This window comes from Rhodococcus sp. PSBB066 (assembly GCF_017068255.1).
GTDB classification, from domain to species: Bacteria; Actinomycetota; Actinomycetes; order Mycobacteriales; family Mycobacteriaceae; genus Rhodococcus; species Rhodococcus aetherivorans.
In genome coordinates this window covers 609712-624677 of record NZ_CP070859.1, presented here as the reverse complement: position 1 = coordinate 624677, position 14966 = coordinate 609712, and the positions used below count along the sequence as shown (strand labels likewise).

The 14966-nt window shown below is 71.6% G+C and carries 13 protein-coding genes and 2 pseudogenes; 11 read left to right on the top strand and 4 right to left on the bottom strand.

The window, feature by feature from the left end; translation table 11 throughout:
- The first annotated feature begins 61 nt into the window (after nucleotides 1-61).
- The gene (locus JYA75_RS02895; protein WP_006944520.1) at nucleotides 62-823 is read left to right on the top strand and encodes a lysophospholipid acyltransferase family protein; all 762 of its coding nucleotides are present in this window, start codon (nucleotides 62-64) and stop codon (nucleotides 821-823) included.
- 70 nt (nucleotides 824-893) lie between these two features.
- Nucleotides 894-1715, top strand: coding sequence for a Cof-type HAD-IIB family hydrolase (locus JYA75_RS02890; RefSeq protein WP_029547012.1), 822 nt, complete (start codon nucleotides 894-896; stop codon nucleotides 1713-1715).
- 128 nt (nucleotides 1716-1843) lie between these two features.
- Here the strand turns inward: JYA75_RS02890 and JYA75_RS02885 are convergent, their stop codons facing one another.
- Entirely contained in the window at nucleotides 1844-3952 is a 2109-nt protein-coding gene (locus tag JYA75_RS02885) for an N-acetylmuramoyl-L-alanine amidase (protein WP_203329673.1), read from the bottom strand.
- Between the two features lie 317 nt (nucleotides 3953-4269).
- Between JYA75_RS02885 and JYA75_RS02880 the strand changes: the two genes are divergently transcribed.
- Nucleotides 4270-5823, top strand: coding sequence for a SpoIID/LytB domain-containing protein (locus tag JYA75_RS02880; protein ID WP_203329672.1), 1554 nt, complete (start codon nucleotides 4270-4272; stop codon nucleotides 5821-5823).
- 15 nt (nucleotides 5824-5838) lie between these two features.
- Here JYA75_RS02880 and JYA75_RS02875 read toward each other — a convergent pair.
- A pseudogene (locus JYA75_RS02875) lies at nucleotides 5839-6825 on the bottom strand (LLM class F420-dependent oxidoreductase).
- A gap of 198 nt (nucleotides 6826-7023) precedes the next feature.
- Between JYA75_RS02875 and JYA75_RS02870 the strand changes: the two are divergent.
- The 4 genes from JYA75_RS02870 to JYA75_RS02855 are packed head-to-tail and all read left to right on the top strand — an operon-like array spanning nucleotide 7024 to nucleotide 10016.
- The gene (locus JYA75_RS02870) at nucleotides 7024-8064 is read left to right on the top strand and encodes an AvrD family protein (protein WP_185713449.1); all 1041 of its coding nucleotides are present in this window, start codon (nucleotides 7024-7026) and stop codon (nucleotides 8062-8064) included.
- A complete protein-coding gene (locus JYA75_RS02865; RefSeq protein WP_185713450.1) occupies nucleotides 8061-9125 on the top strand; it encodes a beta-ketoacyl-ACP synthase III in 1065 nt (354 codons plus the stop codon). The genes JYA75_RS02870 and JYA75_RS02865 overlap by 4 nt, the downstream gene beginning before the upstream one ends.
- On the top strand, nucleotides 9106-9357 hold the full coding sequence (locus JYA75_RS02860) for an acyl carrier protein (RefSeq protein ID WP_006937172.1): 252 nt from the start codon (nucleotides 9106-9108) through the stop codon (nucleotides 9355-9357). Before JYA75_RS02865 ends, JYA75_RS02860 begins: the two co-directional genes overlap by 20 nt.
- Nucleotides 9354-10016, top strand: coding sequence for an HAD-IB family hydrolase (locus JYA75_RS02855; RefSeq protein WP_168578910.1), 663 nt, complete (start codon nucleotides 9354-9356; stop codon nucleotides 10014-10016). Before JYA75_RS02860 ends, JYA75_RS02855 begins: the two co-directional genes overlap by 4 nt.
- Here the strand turns inward: JYA75_RS02855 and JYA75_RS02850 are convergent.
- Both JYA75_RS02850 and JYA75_RS02845 read right to left on the bottom strand, forming a co-directional pair.
- Nucleotides 9962-10798, bottom strand: coding sequence for a helix-turn-helix transcriptional regulator (locus tag JYA75_RS02850; protein WP_043801803.1), 837 nt, complete (start codon nucleotides 10796-10798; stop codon nucleotides 9962-9964). The genes JYA75_RS02855 and JYA75_RS02850 overlap by 55 nt on opposite strands.
- 102 nt (nucleotides 10799-10900) lie before the next feature.
- Nucleotides 10901-11308 carry a helix-turn-helix domain-containing protein gene (locus JYA75_RS02845; protein WP_006937168.1) on the bottom strand — a complete coding sequence of 136 codons (408 nt, stop codon included), beginning with the start codon at nucleotides 11306-11308 and terminating at the stop codon, nucleotides 10901-10903.
- 201 nt (nucleotides 11309-11509) lie between these two features.
- Between JYA75_RS02845 and JYA75_RS02840 the strand changes: the two genes are divergently transcribed.
- From JYA75_RS02840 to JYA75_RS28670, 4 genes and pseudogenes are all read left to right on the top strand, one after another.
- Entirely contained in the window at nucleotides 11510-12136 is a 627-nt protein-coding gene (locus tag JYA75_RS02840; protein ID WP_006937166.1) for an NAD(P)H-dependent oxidoreductase, read from the top strand.
- Between the two features lie 34 nt (nucleotides 12137-12170).
- Nucleotides 12171-12875 carry an AAA family ATPase gene (locus tag JYA75_RS02835; protein WP_185713451.1) on the top strand — a complete coding sequence of 235 codons (705 nt, stop codon included), beginning with the start codon at nucleotides 12171-12173 and terminating at the stop codon, nucleotides 12873-12875.
- An 11-nt stretch (nucleotides 12876-12886) separates the two neighbouring features.
- The gene (locus JYA75_RS02830) at nucleotides 12887-13861 is read left to right on the top strand and encodes an NADPH:quinone reductase (RefSeq protein WP_203329671.1); all 975 of its coding nucleotides are present in this window, start codon (nucleotides 12887-12889) and stop codon (nucleotides 13859-13861) included.
- Nucleotides 13858-14910: pseudogene (locus JYA75_RS28670) on the top strand (MFS transporter); the annotation flags it as partial. The gene JYA75_RS02830 and the pseudogene JYA75_RS28670, both read left to right, overlap by 4 nt.
- Nucleotides 14911-14966 lie beyond the last annotated feature (56 nt).

Sequence of the window (14966 nt, the reverse complement as noted above, 5' to 3'; positions counted from 1 at the left end):
CGGGCGGGCGGCGGACATCGGGCGGAGCCCGCAGCCGCCGATCCGGCTACTCTGACCGACTGTGGAACCCTTCTACCGGACCGTCATCGGCCTCGCCCGGACCGTCTTCGCCGCGCAGGGACTGAAGTTCACCGTCACCGGCGCCGAGAACATCCCCGCCGTCGGTGGCGCCGTGATCGCCATGAACCACGTCGGCTACATGGACTTCACCTACGCGGGCCTGCCCGCCCGCACCTCCAAGCGCTACATCCGGTTCATGGCGAAGAAGGAGGTCTTCGACCACAAGATCTCCGGTCCCCTGATGCGGGCCATGAAGCACATCCCCGTCGACCGGGCCGACGGCGCCGACTCCTACCGCGCGGCGGTGGCGGCGCTGCGTGCGGGCGAGCTGGTCGGGGTCTTCCCCGAGGCCACGATCAGCCGCAGCTTCGAGATCAAGGGCTTCAAGACGGGTGCCGCGCGGATGGCGCTGGAGGCGGACGTGCCGATCATCCCCGTGGTGATGTGGGGGTCCCAGCGGGTGTGGACGAAGGGGCACCCCAAGCGCCTCGGCCGCACGAAGACGCCGATCTCGATCGCCGTCGGCGAACCCATCGCGCCGAACGCGTCGGCGTCGGAGCTGACCGCGGAGCTGCACGAGACGATGGAGCGCATGCTGCGGGAACTGCAGGGCAGCTACGTCCACGAAGCCGGTGCGTACTGGGTGCCCGCCCGGCTCGGCGGCACCGCGCCCACGCTCGCGGAGGCCACGGCGCTCGACGACGCCGACACCGCCGCGCGCAAGGCCCGCCGGGCGCAGAAGGATGCCGGCACCGACCGGTGACGACGACAGCCGCGGTGAGGCCCGGGTCGTCCGGATGCGCCGTGTCGCGGCGGACCGGCACAATGGCGAAGTGAGCCGAGATCTGCCGAGCCTGGTTGCCACCGACGTCGACGGCACCCTCATCGACGACGAGGAGCGCGTCTCGGACCGTACCCGCGCGGCGGTGCAGGCCGTGGTGTCCTCCGGGACGCCGTTCGTCCTGGCCACCGGCCGTCCGCCGCGATGGATTCCGCCGGTGATCGAGCAACTCGGCTTCGCGCCCATGGCGGTGTGCGCCAACGGCGCGGTGCTCTACGACAGCGCCGCCGACCGGGTCCTGAGCGCCGCCGTGCTCTCCGCGGACGAGCTGGCCTGGGTTGCCGACGTCGCCAACAGCGTGCTGCCCGGCTGCGGTCTGGCCGCCGAGCGGATCGGGGCGAGCGCCCACGACGCCGCGACGCCGCAGTTCGTCAGCGCCCCCGGCTACGAGCATGCGTGGCTGAATCCGGACAACACCGAGCTCGCCGACCACGAGGTGATCGCCGAGCCGGCGGTGAAGCTGCTGATCCGGATGGCGTCGGCGACGAGCCACGAGATGGCCGAAGCGCTGGCCCCGCAGCTCTGCGGCCTGGTGGACGTCACCTATTCCACGGACAACGGCCTGATCGAGATCTCCGCCTCGGGGGTGACGAAGGCGTCGGGCCTGCAGCTGATGGCCGAGCACCTGGGGGTGGCGGCCGACGGGATCGTCGCGTTCGGGGACATGCCCAACGACATCCCGATGTTGTCGATGGCGCGCCACGGGGTCGCGATGGAGAACGCGCACCCGGACACGAAGGCGGCCGCGGACGAGGTCACCGCCACCAACACCGAGGACGGGGTAGCCCGCATCCTCGAGCGTTGGTGGCGGTGACGGCCCCGGCGAGGGGACCGGCGGCCGGCTAGGGCACCGGCGGCCGGCTAAGGCACCGGCGAGGGGACCGGCGGCCGGCTAGGGCACCGGCGGCCGGCTAAGGCACCGGCGAGGGGACCGGCGGCCGGCTAAGGCACGGGCGCCGGTGCCGGCGCTTCGGGCACGGGCGCCGGTGCCGGCGCTTCGGGAGCGGGTGCCGGTGCCGGCGCTTCGGGAGCGGGTGCCGGTGCCGGGGTCTCGGGGGCGGGGGCGGGCGCGCCGGCGGGCTGCGGCGCCGCCTGTTCGTACGCGTCGTTGTAGGCGCGCAGCACCTTCGTCACCGCACCGGTGAGTTCGTTGAAGATCAGCGAGCCGAACTCGAAGTCCGAACGCCAGCCGTCCGGCACGCGGTACTCGTCGCTGGTCGGCAGGCCGAGCTCGCCCGCGTCGAGGCCGCTGCGCTGCCACGTCTTGTAGATCTCGCCGAGCACCGTCCACACGCCGCCGTTCGGCGAGGTGTAGATGGCGCCGTTGACGAACTCGGCGCGCTCGTAGCCCGCCTTGGCGGGCAGGATCCCGGACACGGCGGTCCCCAGACGGCCGGTCTCGCCGCCCTCGGCGATCCACTTCTGCGCCAGCGGCGAGTTGTCGGTGAGCCGGATCAGCTCTCCGACCAGGTCCGCCACCTTCTCGGCCGAGCCGGTGTCGGGCAGGCGGTCCGCCGATCCGGTGGCCGGGGCCCCCGCGTCGACGTCGGGCAGCTGCGCGCGCGGACTGTCGGTGACGAGGTCGGACGAGTCGTCGCTCGGGGTGCTGGGCGTGGTGCTCTGTCCGGCCGCGGTGGCCGCGGCGATGTCACGGATCTCGTCCATCTTCGCGTAACCGGAGTCGCCGGGGCAGCTGGTGTTGCCGACGTCGCGGTGCGCGAAGATGATCGGCAGGTCCACGGCCGCGCCTTGGGGGTACGGGGTGAACGACGTGCCCTCCGAGTACATGGTGGTCTCGCCCTTGGGGTCGAGACCGGCCTTGGCGAGCCGCCAGCCGAGGAAGCGGCCCACCGCGTCGACCGTGGCCTTCGGCGGTTCGACGTTGGAGAAGTCGCCCATCATCGCGATGCCGACGGTGTTCTCGTTGAAGCCGCCGGCGTGCGCGCCCTGCACGGGCTTGTCCAGGCCGCCGGCGCGGCCTTCGAAGATCTGGCCGTAGCGGTCGACGAGCACGTTGTAGCCGACGTCGCACCAGCCCAGGGTCTGGGCGTGGTAGGCGTAGATGGCCCGCACGATCTCCGCCGATTCGGCCTTGGAGTAGTCGTTGCTGCCGGCGGTGTGGTGCACGGTGGCGCCGCCGAGCTCGTCGTCGTAGGTGGCGTCCTGGCAGCGGATGGACTCGTCGGCGCCCCACTGGGCTCGGGTGATCACCTTCGGTCCGGACCCTCCGACCGGACCGGCGATGTCCTCGAGCGCGGCGTCGGCGCTGCTCGACCCCGGGTTGATGAGCACGGCGCTGACGTCGTCGGCGGCGGCCCGCGCGGGTTCCTGGGCGTGCAACGGCCGTGACGACGACGCCGGCGCATAGCCCAGCTCCGGCTGGGCCGGAGCGGGCGCCGGTGCTGGGGCGGGTGCGGCCGGCGGCGCGGCCGGGGCGGGAATCTCGGCGCCGGCGAGCGTCGGTTCGGGCGCCGGGCGCGGAGTGAGCAGCACCTGCACGGCCTTGGTGGCACCGACGTAGATCGGTTCGGTGCCGGCCCGCTCGTCGGGGGTCCGGTCGGAGCGGCTCGTGTCGATCGGTTCGGTGGCCGTCCACGGTCCCCAGCTGCCGTCGTCGCGCTGGGCCCGGATGCGTGCGTCGGTGTCGGCAACGTCCTTCGCGGCCAGCGCGATCATGCTGAACGGGGCGTCGCGGGTGAGCTGCTTGACGGTGGCGCCGATGCGATCGACGACGTCGGCGGCTGCGGGTGCGGGCGCCGGGGTGGTCGACGGGGCGGGCGCGGTGATCTCCGGCAGGCCCGCGGCGAGTTCCTTCAGGCTCAGGTCCGGCAGGTTCAGGCCGGTGAGTTCGTGGATCGGGATCACGATGTCGGGCACCGAGGCGAGGACGACCTCGGCGATCTCGGGCGGTACGACGATGGGGACGGACTCGTTGGTGGAGCGGACGTCCGATGTGGTGCTCGTGACGCCGTAGACGGCGAATGGGCTGGCGACGGCCAGGGCGGCGACGGCACCCAGGACGATCGACGGCTTCGGTCGGCGATGCGGCACGGTGCTTCTCCCTGTCGGTGTTCGCGGCGGTCCTCGGCGGCCGGGCGGCGCTCGGCCGAGGCCGAGGAGCCGGCTCGAATCGAACCGAATCCTCCGTCATCCGGACGACCCGAAGTGCGGAACGGCCGAGAATCGTGTGCAACTTGTGATTCTGGTGTTACTGGTGTGGCTGTTGTTGCTTCATTCAGTCACTCTTGCCACACTAGTCGCAGACAACCTTAAGCCTCAACCTGAGCTTGAGGATCCGTCTCGAATGTCCGATACGCGCGGACCTGCGTCCGGGCGGCACACGGTGCGAGAACGAGGGAGTGCAGCGCATGCCACGAAAGTCCATCCGCCGGACCCATCGCCGGCGGCGTCTCGTCGTCGGACACCCCCTCCGCAACGGCTGGCGGCCCGCCACGGCCCGCGCCGCGGCGATCGGCCTCGCCCCCGCGCTGCTGGTCGGCGCCGCAATCGGCGGGGTGCTGCACGTGCACGCCGAACCCGACGTCGCCCAGGCCGTGGCCGCCGACACCCCCTTCACCTTCGTGGGCTTCGGTCACGGCCACGGTCGCGGCATGGGCCAGTGGGGCGCCTACGGCTACGCCACCGAGCACGGCTGGTCCGCCGACCGGATCCTCGGTCACTACTACGGCGGCACCACCCTCGGCGCCCTTCCCGAGAACACGATGATCGCGGTCCGGCTCGTCGGGCAGGACGACGCGCCCCTCGACGTGTACTCCGACACCGGGATGACCGTCGCCGGCCGGCAGACCGGGCCGGGCGAGGCCGCCCACCTGACGCCCACCGCGGACGGGGGAGCGGACGTCGTCGTCACCGCCGGTTGTTCCGGCGAGGTGCTGTGGCAGGGCCGCGCCGACCTGCCGTGGGTGGACCCCGTCGACATGGGCGAGGCCCGGCCCGTCGCCGAACACCTCAAGCTCTGCGGCAACAGCGCGCCCTACCGCGGCTCCCTCGGTGTCGTCCTCGACGGCTCCGCGCCGCGCACCGTCAACCGGCTGTCGATGGAGGACTACCTGCTCAGTGTCGTCCCGGCCGAGTCGCTGCCCAGCTGGGCCGACACCGGCGGCGCCGAGGCGCTGCGCGCGCAGGCCATCGCCGCCCGCTCCTACGCCGCGGCGGAGAACCGCTCGCCGCTGTGGCAGACGTGCGACAGCCAGAACTGCCAGGTGTACGCAGGGTCCGCCAAGGAGGACCCGCGCACGAACGAGGCGGTGAACTCGACCCGCGGCACCGTCCTCATGAAGGACGGCAAGGTCGTCGCCAGCGAGTTCTCCGCTTCGACCGGCGGTTACTCCGCCGGCGGCGCCTTCCCGTCCGTCGAGGACCTCGGCGACGCCGTCGCCCCCAACCGGCAGTGGGCCCAGACGATGACCGCCGGCGAGATCGGCACGGCCTTCGGCGTCGGCGAACTGCAGGCCTTCGAGATCGTCGGCCGCAGCAACCTCGGCGCCGACGGCGGCCGCGTCACCCACGTGCGCATCGTCGGTGCCGACCGCACGGTCGAGACCACCGGTGCCGAGGCGCGCGCCAAACTGGGCCTGCGCTCCGACTGGTTCACCGTCCAGGAGGGTGCCGACGCCACGGTTCCGCCGTCCACCCCCGCGCCCGAACCCGGCCCCGAGGTCGGCGACGAACCCTTCGAGACCGGGCAGGGCTCACCCATCGAGGAGAAGTACCTCGAGCTCGGCGGGCACGACGGCACCCTGGGCACCCCGGTCGGGCCGGAGCTCATGCTGCCCGACGAACGCGGCAAGTTCCGCGTCTTCACCGGCGGCATCATCGTCTGGACCCCCGACCTCGGCGCCCAGGTGATCGACGCGAGCATCATGCGCGAGTGGCTGCCGGGCACCGGCAGCGCCGAGTAGCGTCTCTTCCCCGGCTCACCGGCCGGCCAGCAGATCTGTGAGGGTGCGGCCGGTGAGTTCGACGATCCCCTCCTCGTGGCCGTTCGTCACGAGATTGACGATCAGTCGGTCGATGCCGTGCCGGAGCACCCGGTGATCGAACTCCTCGGCCACCTCCGCCGGTGTGCCCACGAAGTGCCGATCGGTGGCGGCCGCCGATTCGCGCTCCGTGAGCCGGCGGAGGTCGATTCCCCGGGCGAGCAGGAACTGCCGGTGCAGATCGCGGGCGCGATCGCCGTTCTCGTCGATCATCACGTAGCCGAGGTAACTGACGTCCAGGGACGCCGGGTCGCGGCCGAGCTCCGCGCATCGCGCCCGGACGGCCGCCAGCTTGCGCGGTATTTCGCGTGCGGCGCACAGGATATTGAGATGGTCGGCTCAACGAGCCGCGAAGGCGAACGTCCGTCGTTCGCCCCCGCCGCCGATCAGCACCGGCAGGTCGTTGCGCAGGCGGGGTTCGTTCCGGGCGTCCTCGGTGTGGTACCACCTGCCGTCCACCGAGGGGCGTTCGCCCCGCAGCATGGGCACGACGATCTCGAGCGATTCCCCCAGGCGTTCGAACCGCTCACGGAGCGAACCGAACTCGAAACCGTAGGCCCGGTGTTCGAACTCGTACCAGCCCGCCCCCAGCCCCAGCACGGCGCGGCCACCGCTGATCACATCGACCGTGGTGACCGTCTTGGCCAGCAGGGCCGGGTTGCGATACGTGTTGCCGGTGACCAACGCCGACAACCGGATCGACGTCGTCACCGCCGCGAGCGCCGCGAGCGTCGAGTACGCCTCGAGCATCGGTTCGTCGGGCGAACCGATCAGGGGCAGTGGATAGAAGTGGTCCATCACGAACACCGTGTCGAACCCGGATCTCTCGGCCGCGCGGGCCTGGGCGGCGATGGTGGGGAAGATGCCGGTGGCCGGTCCGGGATAGGTGAAGTTCGGGATCTGGTAACCGAGTCGGATGCTCACGGACCGCAACCGTAGCGCCTCCGAAGTGCCTGTGCGCCAACGAAAGGTGACGCGGATGCCGGCCGAACCGCGTCGGGGCCGGTCGCAGCGTGGTGGTGCCGACACCAGGATCGGCACACCCTGGCTGGGGCGGCGACGCCGGTTCACGATGGTGCCGGACACCGTGTTCGGACACCGATGTGATCTGGGGGTAGACACATGGCAGCGGCCGTGGCACAGGGCAGTTTCACGCTGGACTCACCGAGCCGATACCTCGGTCCGGCCGAGGACAGGTTCTTCGGGGCCGGCTATCGCCGAGTCCGGCAGAACCTCCGCTTCGCCGGTCTCCTCGACCATCCGGCGACCGGGATCAGGGCGAATGCCGGCGTGGAATGCCCGTCGGACTGGTCGACGAAGGGTACGACGGCGCAGCGCCCGCACCTGAGCACGATCGACGTTCTGCTCGTCGCCACGCGGGCGGCCGGCGCGGTGATCGGGGCCGCGTACGGTCTCGACGAGGCCGATCTGGCGGCGGCGTGGGTGCGGTCGGTGGTGATCCGCGCGGCCGCCGCGCCCGTCGAGCACGACCTCGGAAACCTGGACGTGACAGCCGAACACGTCCGATCCGAGGTGGAGCCCGGTCGTGCCGAGCACGCCGGACGGAGTGCGTGCGTGGACGCGGTGCGGGTGCGGGTCGCCGGCTTCGCGGTCGAGCTGGAGGTCGTCCACCCTGGAGTGGGGAGGCCCGCGTCGCGACTCGCCCCGGCCGTGGCCGACCGTCTGCTCGCCCACGCGGCCGGACCCTACGCCGACGGGTACCGCACCCACGAGATGCGCACGCGGGACATCCGCGTGGACGGTACCGTCGCGCACGCCCGGTCGAGGCTCGTCGCCGGCCCCGGCGACGGCATACCCGGTGCCGGACTGGCCGCGCGGTACGAGCCGCACGTGACGCTCGTCGACGCATTCGTGGAGACCCTGCAGCTCGGCCAGATCCTGATGTACGAACTCGACGGGATCGACCGCGCCACGAGCAACACGCTGTGGATGCGCCGCACGGTTCTGCACACCACCGATCCGGCCGTGCAGACCGAGGCCGAGGTGCCCGTCACCGTGGCGCTGGAGGCGCTCCGCTCCCTCGCCCGGGGCGGCGCGCTGTGGCGCGCGTGCGACATCGTCTCCGAGCGGAACGGCACCGCCGTGCGCTGCTCGGTCGCGCACGAACTGCCGGCGCCCGCCGCCGGATCGGATCTGCGGTGACCACCGCAGCGGGCGCCCGCGACCGGGGAACGCGCGCCGCCGTGATCGCGGGAATCGGCGGATACGTTCCCGGGGAGGCGATCCCCAATACGGCGTTCGAGCACCGCCTCGACACGAGCGACGAGTGGATCCGCCAGCGGACCGGAATCGGATTCCGGCACTTCGTGTCCGCCGGCACCGCCACGAGCGACCTCGCGGTGGCCGCGAGCCGGCGAGCCCTGGCGTCCGCGGGAGAACACGCGGTCGACATGGTGATCCTGGCGACGACCACCCCCGACCATCCCTGTCCCGCAACCGCACCCAGCGTCGCCAGCCGGCTGGGCCTCGGGCCGGTCCCGGCATTCGACGTCGCGGCCGTGTGCAGCGGCTTCCTCTACGCCCTGATGCTGGCGGAATCGACGATCCGCTCGGGCGGTGCCGAGCGGGTGCTCGTCGTCGGAGCCGACTCCTTCAGCACGATTCTCGATCCCGGGGACCGGAACACGGCGGTGATCTTCGGCGACGGAGCCGGCGCCATGGTGCTGCGGGCCGGACACCGCGACGAGGACGGTGCCGTACTCGCGACCCACCTGGGTTCCGACGGGGGACAGGCGGACTTGATCATGGTGCCCGGGGGCGGCTCCCGGGAACGAACCAGCGAATCCGCCTCGACCGGATGGAACCGCTACTTCACGATGCAGGGCAAGCGGGTGTTCGAGGCGGCCGTGGCGGCGATGTCGGAGTCCGCGGCCTCCGTCATGGGCCGGGTCGGCTGGACACCGGCGACGGTGGATCGCCTCGTGGCGCATCAGGCCAACCTCCGGATCCTCCGATCGGTGTCCTACCGGCTCGGGCTGCCCGCGGAACGGGCCCTCGTGCACCTGGACCGGGTCGGCAACACGAGCGCGGCGTCGATTCCCCTCGCCCTCGCCGACGCCGCCCAGCGGATCGGGGCGGGAGAACGCATGATCCTCACCGCATTCGGCGGTGGAACCACCTGGGGTGCGGCCGCGGTGACGTGGCCGCACCTCGTCTCTTCCCACTCTCACACAGGAGCGCAGGATGACTCTCTCGTATCGTGACATCGCGGCCGTCGTCGACGAGCACTTTCCCGAATTCTCCGGCCCCATCGACGAACACACCACCTTCGACGACCTCAGCTGCGACTCCCTGGTGCTCGTCGAGCTCGGGTCGATCCTGTCCGCCCGGTACGCGATCGACGTCGCGGAGGAGGACATGGTGGCGGCGCACACGTTCCAGGGCGTGGCGGACCTGGTCAACCGCCTGCGGGTGGACGACGTCGCGACGGCGTGACCGCACGGTGCGCGTTCGTCGACGTGGACGAGACGCTCGTCGCGCAGGTGACGCTGTTCTCGCTGCTACTGTTCGACGGCGCCGAGCGTGGCGCCGGCGGGCAGGCGCGGGCGCACCTCGCCGGACTGCGGTCGCTGAGGGTGCGCGGGGTGCCGCGAGCGGTGACCAACCGGGCGTACTACACGTGGTGGCAGGGTCGTTCGCTCGCCGAGGTCGCGGCCGCGGGCCGACGGTGGTTCGCGCGACAACTGTCCTTGGGCGGGTTCTTCCACGAAGCTGTGCTCGCGGACCTCGCCGCGCGGACCTCGGACGGTTTCGCGATCGTTCTCGTCTCCGGGTCCTTCGCGCCGGCCCTGGATCCCATCGCCGAACACATCGGTGCGGCGGCCGTGCTGTGCACCGACCTGGAGTCGTCCGCGGGGCGATACACCGGCGTCGTGCGCGCCACGATGCTGGGCCCGGACAAGGCGCGCGCCGTGGCGGCGTATGCCCGTGCCCACGGAACGGATCTCGGCCGCTCGATCGCGTACGGGGACCACGTCTCGGATGCGCCGATGCTCGATCTGGCGGGGGAACGCGTCGTGGTGGGGGAGGGGATGCCCGGTTATCCCGCGACGCGTTCGATCCGCACCGGCGTGTCCGAACCGGTGGACCGATAGCCGGATTCGGGAATCTGTAGAACGAGGGCCCGGCTCGGATCGGACCCGAGTGGGAACGAGACGGTGCGGAAGTCGATGCGTCCGAACTCCTCGTGGCGGAAGGCGAGGAGTTCGGGCGGTTCCGCGCACACGGAGCGTTCGTCCCACAGCGCGGCGAACACCTCGCTCTCCCGGCAGAGCCGGCGCGCGGTCTCGGCGAACACGGGATCGTCGACGTAGCGCGCCACCTGGAGACGGTACCGGCCGACGAGACTGCGCGCCGTGGCCTCCGGATCGCAGTACCGCTGTGCGCGACCGTCTTCCGTGAAGAACCGGACCAGGCAATTGGTGCCCGCCCGGACGTCGAGCAGGTCCCGGGCCGGGATGTTGGCCACGTCCACGCACCAGTGCCGGTTGACGATGTAGGCCGGCTCGCGGAAACCGTCGACGATGTACTGGAGCAGATCGTCGCGAACTGTGCTGCGCTGCTGCGTGTTCGGAGACCGGTCGGGCACACCCGCGAGCAGCCGCAGGTGGATCCGCTCCGCGTCGTCGAGGCGCAATGCGCGCGAGATCGCGTCGAGCACCTGGGATGAGACGTTGATGGGCCGGCCCTGCTCGAGCCAGGTGTACCAGGAGAGCCCGACGTTCGCCAGCGCCGCGACCTCCTCACGGCGAAGACCGGGCGTGCGCCGCCGGCCCGAGGCGACGAGGCCCACATCCGAGGGCGACAGCCGGGCCCGGTGTCGACGGAGGAAGATGCTCAGCTCGGTTCTGCGATTTTCCTTCGACGTCGCGTTCACAGGCGTGAATCCAATCGACGACGGTGCGGCAGGTCAATGCCGCCCGCCGTCGCGGGCGTCGACTGCGTTCGAAATCACAGGGAGTCGGTGCGGCGGACCACGTCACCCGGTGTTGCGGGTCGCGCGGTCGTACTCCTCGCGATGCACCAGGATGTCGGCGATGTTCGACTCCGCCCAGTCCTTGATCTCGGCGACGATCGGGACCAGGGACTCGCCGAGGGGCGTGAGGCGGTAGTCCACCCGCGGCGGGACCGACGGCGTCACCGTCCGCTCCACGACACCGTCACGCTCGAGGGTCCGCAGCGTGGTGGTGAGCATCTTCTGGCTCACGCCGGCGATCGTGCGGCGCAGTTCGCTGTGCCGCCGCGGGCCGTCCGTCAGGGCCGACAGGATCAGCGTCGCCCATTTGTTGCTCAAGGTCTCCAGCACCTGACGTGCCGGGCATCCGGCCAGGTAGATGCTGTACCGGGCCTTCTCCCGCTCGCGTCGTTCACCGGCGGTCGTCGTCATCGAATTCCCCCGTAACCGTTCCCCGCACCCGCGCCCCGCCGCAGCCCGGGAACCTCGAGGTGCCCGAGGCACTCGAAAGTGCCGTCTTGAGCTGCCGCGGCACGCGGATGATGCTGTCCCCTGCAGCCTAGCTGCGTGTGCGGGTGGCGGCCTGCTCGTCGGCACCCGCGGCCTGCGACGACATCTTCCGAGAGGATCCCGATGACCAAGCTCCTGCATGTGAACGCCTCTGCCCGTGGCGAACACAGCCAGTCCCTCGCCATCGCACGGGCCTTCGTCGAGGCGCTGGCGGATCGCCGGCCCGACCTCGAGGTCGACACCCTCGACCTGTTCTCCGCGGACCTGCCGGAGTTCGGCACGGTCGCCGCCGACGCCAAGATGGCCGTCTTCGGCGGTCAGGAACAGACCGCCGAGCAGAAGGCGGCGTGGGACGCGGCCCGGGCCGTGTTCGACCGGTTCGCGGCGGCCGACGTGTACGTGTTCAACGTGCCGATGTGGAACGCGGGTGTGCCGTACGTCCTCAAGCAGTGGATCGACATCGTCACGCAGCCCGGCTGGGCGTTCGGCTTCGACCCCGCCACCGGATACGAAGGGCTGCTGACCGGCAAGCGGGCTCTCGCCGTCTACACCAGCGGGGTCTACGCGCCGGGCGTGCCGCTCGAGTTCGGCGCGGACTTCGCCACCACCTTCTTCGACGACTGGCTGCGCTTCGTCGGCATCACCGACACCGAGGTCGTCCGGTTCGCCCCGACCGTTCTGACCGGCGCCCCCGACGAGGACCTGGCCGGCCACGTGGCGCACGCGCAGAAGCTCGCGGCCAACTTCTGACCACCGCGAACACCGCCACGGAAAGGCACGCGCAATGCGCTTGGGAATCTCGGGAACCTATTCCTCCGGAAAGACACTGACCTCCATCGCGTTGTCCGAGTACACGGGCATCCCCCGTACCCGGGCGAAGACGATGCGGGAGATCCTCCCCGAGGCCGCCCCCGGCAAGACGCTCGAGGAATGCACGTCCGCGGAGCTGCTGCAGATGATCGTCGTCCGGCACGTCGATCGGGCGATCCACGAACGGAACCTGTGGGACGGGTTCATCTCCGACGGTTCGTCGCTGCAGGAATGGATCTACGGCTCCGTCCGGGTCACCTACGGCATCAACCCGAACGAGTCGGTGGGCCTGGGCGAAGGGGTACCCGTGCCGCGCACGCCCGAACTGGCCTACTTCGAGGACGTCGTCGCCGAACTGGGCAAGGCGTTCAAGCGGCACGTGAAGGAGACGTTCGACGCCTTCGTGCACCTGCCCAACGAGCTGCCGCTCAGCGCGGACGGGCATCGTCCGGTCAACGAGCACTTCCGTGCCCGGGCCGACCGCATGCTCGAGGAGATCATGGCGGAACTGGCGATTCCGTTCCACGTGGTGGGCGGCGACCTGCCGGCCCGGTTGGAGCGGATCACCGAGCTCTTCGGCTTCACCCCGGTGCTGCCGGTCGACGTCGCCGTTGCCCGGGCGCTCGACGAGTACGCCGCCCTCGACACCCGCATCGAGACCGCACGGGCGGGAGTCTGACGGTGCCGGACATGCTCGCGGCGGTATACGAGCGCCTCGGCGCGGCCCGGGACGTGCTCGACGTTCGCCGGATGCCGCGACCGGAGCCCGGGCCCGGGGAGGTGCGCGTCCGCCTCCGGCTGTCCGCGGTCAACCCGTCCGATTGGCGGGCCCGGCTGCACGGCCGGGGGACGCCGCTGCAGTGGCAGATCCCGCACTCGGACGGCGTCGGAGTGGTCGACGCAGTGGGGCCGGGTGCCGATCCCGGCCGCATCGGTTCCCGGGTGTGGGTGTGGAACGCCGCGTGGCGGCGCCGGCACGGCACCGCAGCCCAGTGGACGTGTGTCCCCGATCGGCAGGCGGTGAACCTGCCCGAGCACGTCGGGGACGAGCTCGCCGCCGGGCTCGGCATCCCGTTCATGACCGCATGGCACGCCCTGTTCGCGGACGGTCCGCTCGACGGTGCGACCGTGCTGGTGGCGGGCGGGGCCGGCGCGGTGGGGAACGCGGCCGTGCAGCTGGCGAGCCGGGCCGGTGCCACGGTGCTGGCCACGGCGAGCACGGACGAGAAGGCACGGCTCGCGCGCGCGGCGGGGGCGTCCGTGGTGGTCGACTACCGCAGCTCCGAGGCCGCCGCGGCGCTGCGGGCCGCCGCGCCGGACGGCGTCGGGCGCATTCTGGAACTCGCCCTGGGACGCAACCTCGACCTCGACCTCGAGGTGCTCGCCGACCACGGCACCGTCGTCGTGTACGCCCCCGAACCCGAACCGCCGCCGATTCCCGTGCAGCGGTTGATGGCCCGGAACCTCCGAACCCATTTCATGCTCGTCTACACCATCGGTCTGCGAGCCCAGGAGGACGCGATGCGCGGCATCACGGCGGCACTCGAGGACGGCGCGCTCACCCCGTTGCCGACGGTGTGGTTCCCCCTGCACGAGGTGGCGGCGGCGCACGAGGCGGTCGAGGGTGGGGTGCTCGGGAAGGTCGTGCTGGGGCTGCCCGAATGACGGAGCCGGATCTCGCCTCGCCCCGGGACCGGTCGTCCGGCGAGGGGGATGCCGTGGCGGCGTTCCTCCCGGTCGTCGTACTGCTCGGACTCCTCGCGGTGCTCGTGCTGTCCCAGCTCTACGCCGTGATCCCCGTGTTCGGTGTCCTCGCCGACGACCTGGGCCTCGACGCGCAGCGGGTCACCGTGACCCACACCGCGTTCGGCATCGCCTATGCGGTGGGGTTCCTCGCCTGGGGCGCCGTCGTCGACCGCATCGGACCGCGGCGGACCCTGCTGACGGGTCTGGGTGCGCTCGTCCCGGCCACCGTGCTGGTCGCCACCGCCCGGGACGCGACGTGGATGATCGCCGCGCGGGTGCTGCAGGGCGCGGTGGCCGCGGCGTTCGCGCCTGCCGCCTTCGCGTACATCGGCACCCGGATCGCGGTGGCTCGCCGGGCGACGGCACTGTCGGTGCTCACCGGGTCCTTCCTCGCGTCCGTCGTCCTCGGGCAGATCGCCGCCCAGGCCGTGTCCGCGATCGCCGGATGGCGGTGGTTCTTCGGGATCGGTGCTGTCCTGTTCGCCGTGGCGACGGTGGCGGTGCTCGCCGCGGTCGACGACGAACCACCGCCGCGACCCGGCCCGCAGCCGGTGACGGCGGCCGTCGCGCTGCTCGGATCGGCACGCACCGTCGCCGTGCTGGCGGTCACCGCCACGGTGCTGGCCGGTTTCGTGGCGCTCCACACCGGCGTCCAACGCTTCGCCGTGGTGGGGGATCCCGACGATCTGCTGGTCTTCCGGGCGCCGGCGCTGCCGGCGATCGTCGCGGCACCGCTGCTGTCGGGTCTGCTCGGCCGGATCCGGACCGGGCACCGCATCGTCGTCTTCCTCCTCGTGGCGGCGGCCTGCGCGACGGTGGCGCAGGACGCGCCGGTGGCCGCCTTCGCCGCGATCACGTTCTGCGTGGCGGTGATCGCCCCCGCTCTGATCGCCCTCGTGCTCGACCGTTCGGGCCCGCACCGTGGTGCCGGGACGGCGCTCTACACCTGCGCGCTGTTCGCCGGCGCGGGGCTGGGGCCGCAGATCGCCGCGACGGCCTCGTCGTTCTCCGCGACCGCCCTCGC

What these genes read in the sequence shown, in the direction of transcription:
- JYA75_RS02880 (WP_203329672.1), top strand. Translation starts at nt 4,270, where the DNA reads ATGCCACGAAAGTCCATCCGCCGGACCCATCGCCGGCGGCGTCTCGTC.
- JYA75_RS02870 (WP_185713449.1), top strand. Translation starts at nt 7,024, where the DNA reads ATGGCAGCGGCCGTGGCACAGGGCAGTTTCACGCTGGACTCACCGAGC.
- JYA75_RS02860 (WP_006937172.1), top strand. Translation starts at nt 9,106, where the DNA reads ATGACTCTCTCGTATCGTGACATCGCGGCCGTCGTCGACGAGCACTTT.
- JYA75_RS02845 (WP_006937168.1), bottom strand. Translation starts at nt 11,308, where the DNA reads ATGACGACGACCGCCGGTGAACGACGCGAGCGGGAGAAGGCCCGGTAC.
- JYA75_RS02840 (WP_006937166.1), top strand. Translation starts at nt 11,510, where the DNA reads ATGACCAAGCTCCTGCATGTGAACGCCTCTGCCCGTGGCGAACACAGC.
- JYA75_RS02835 (WP_185713451.1), top strand. Translation starts at nt 12,171, where the DNA reads ATGCGCTTGGGAATCTCGGGAACCTATTCCTCCGGAAAGACACTGACC.
- JYA75_RS02830 (WP_203329671.1), top strand. Translation starts at nt 12,887, where the DNA reads ATGCTCGCGGCGGTATACGAGCGCCTCGGCGCGGCCCGGGACGTGCTC.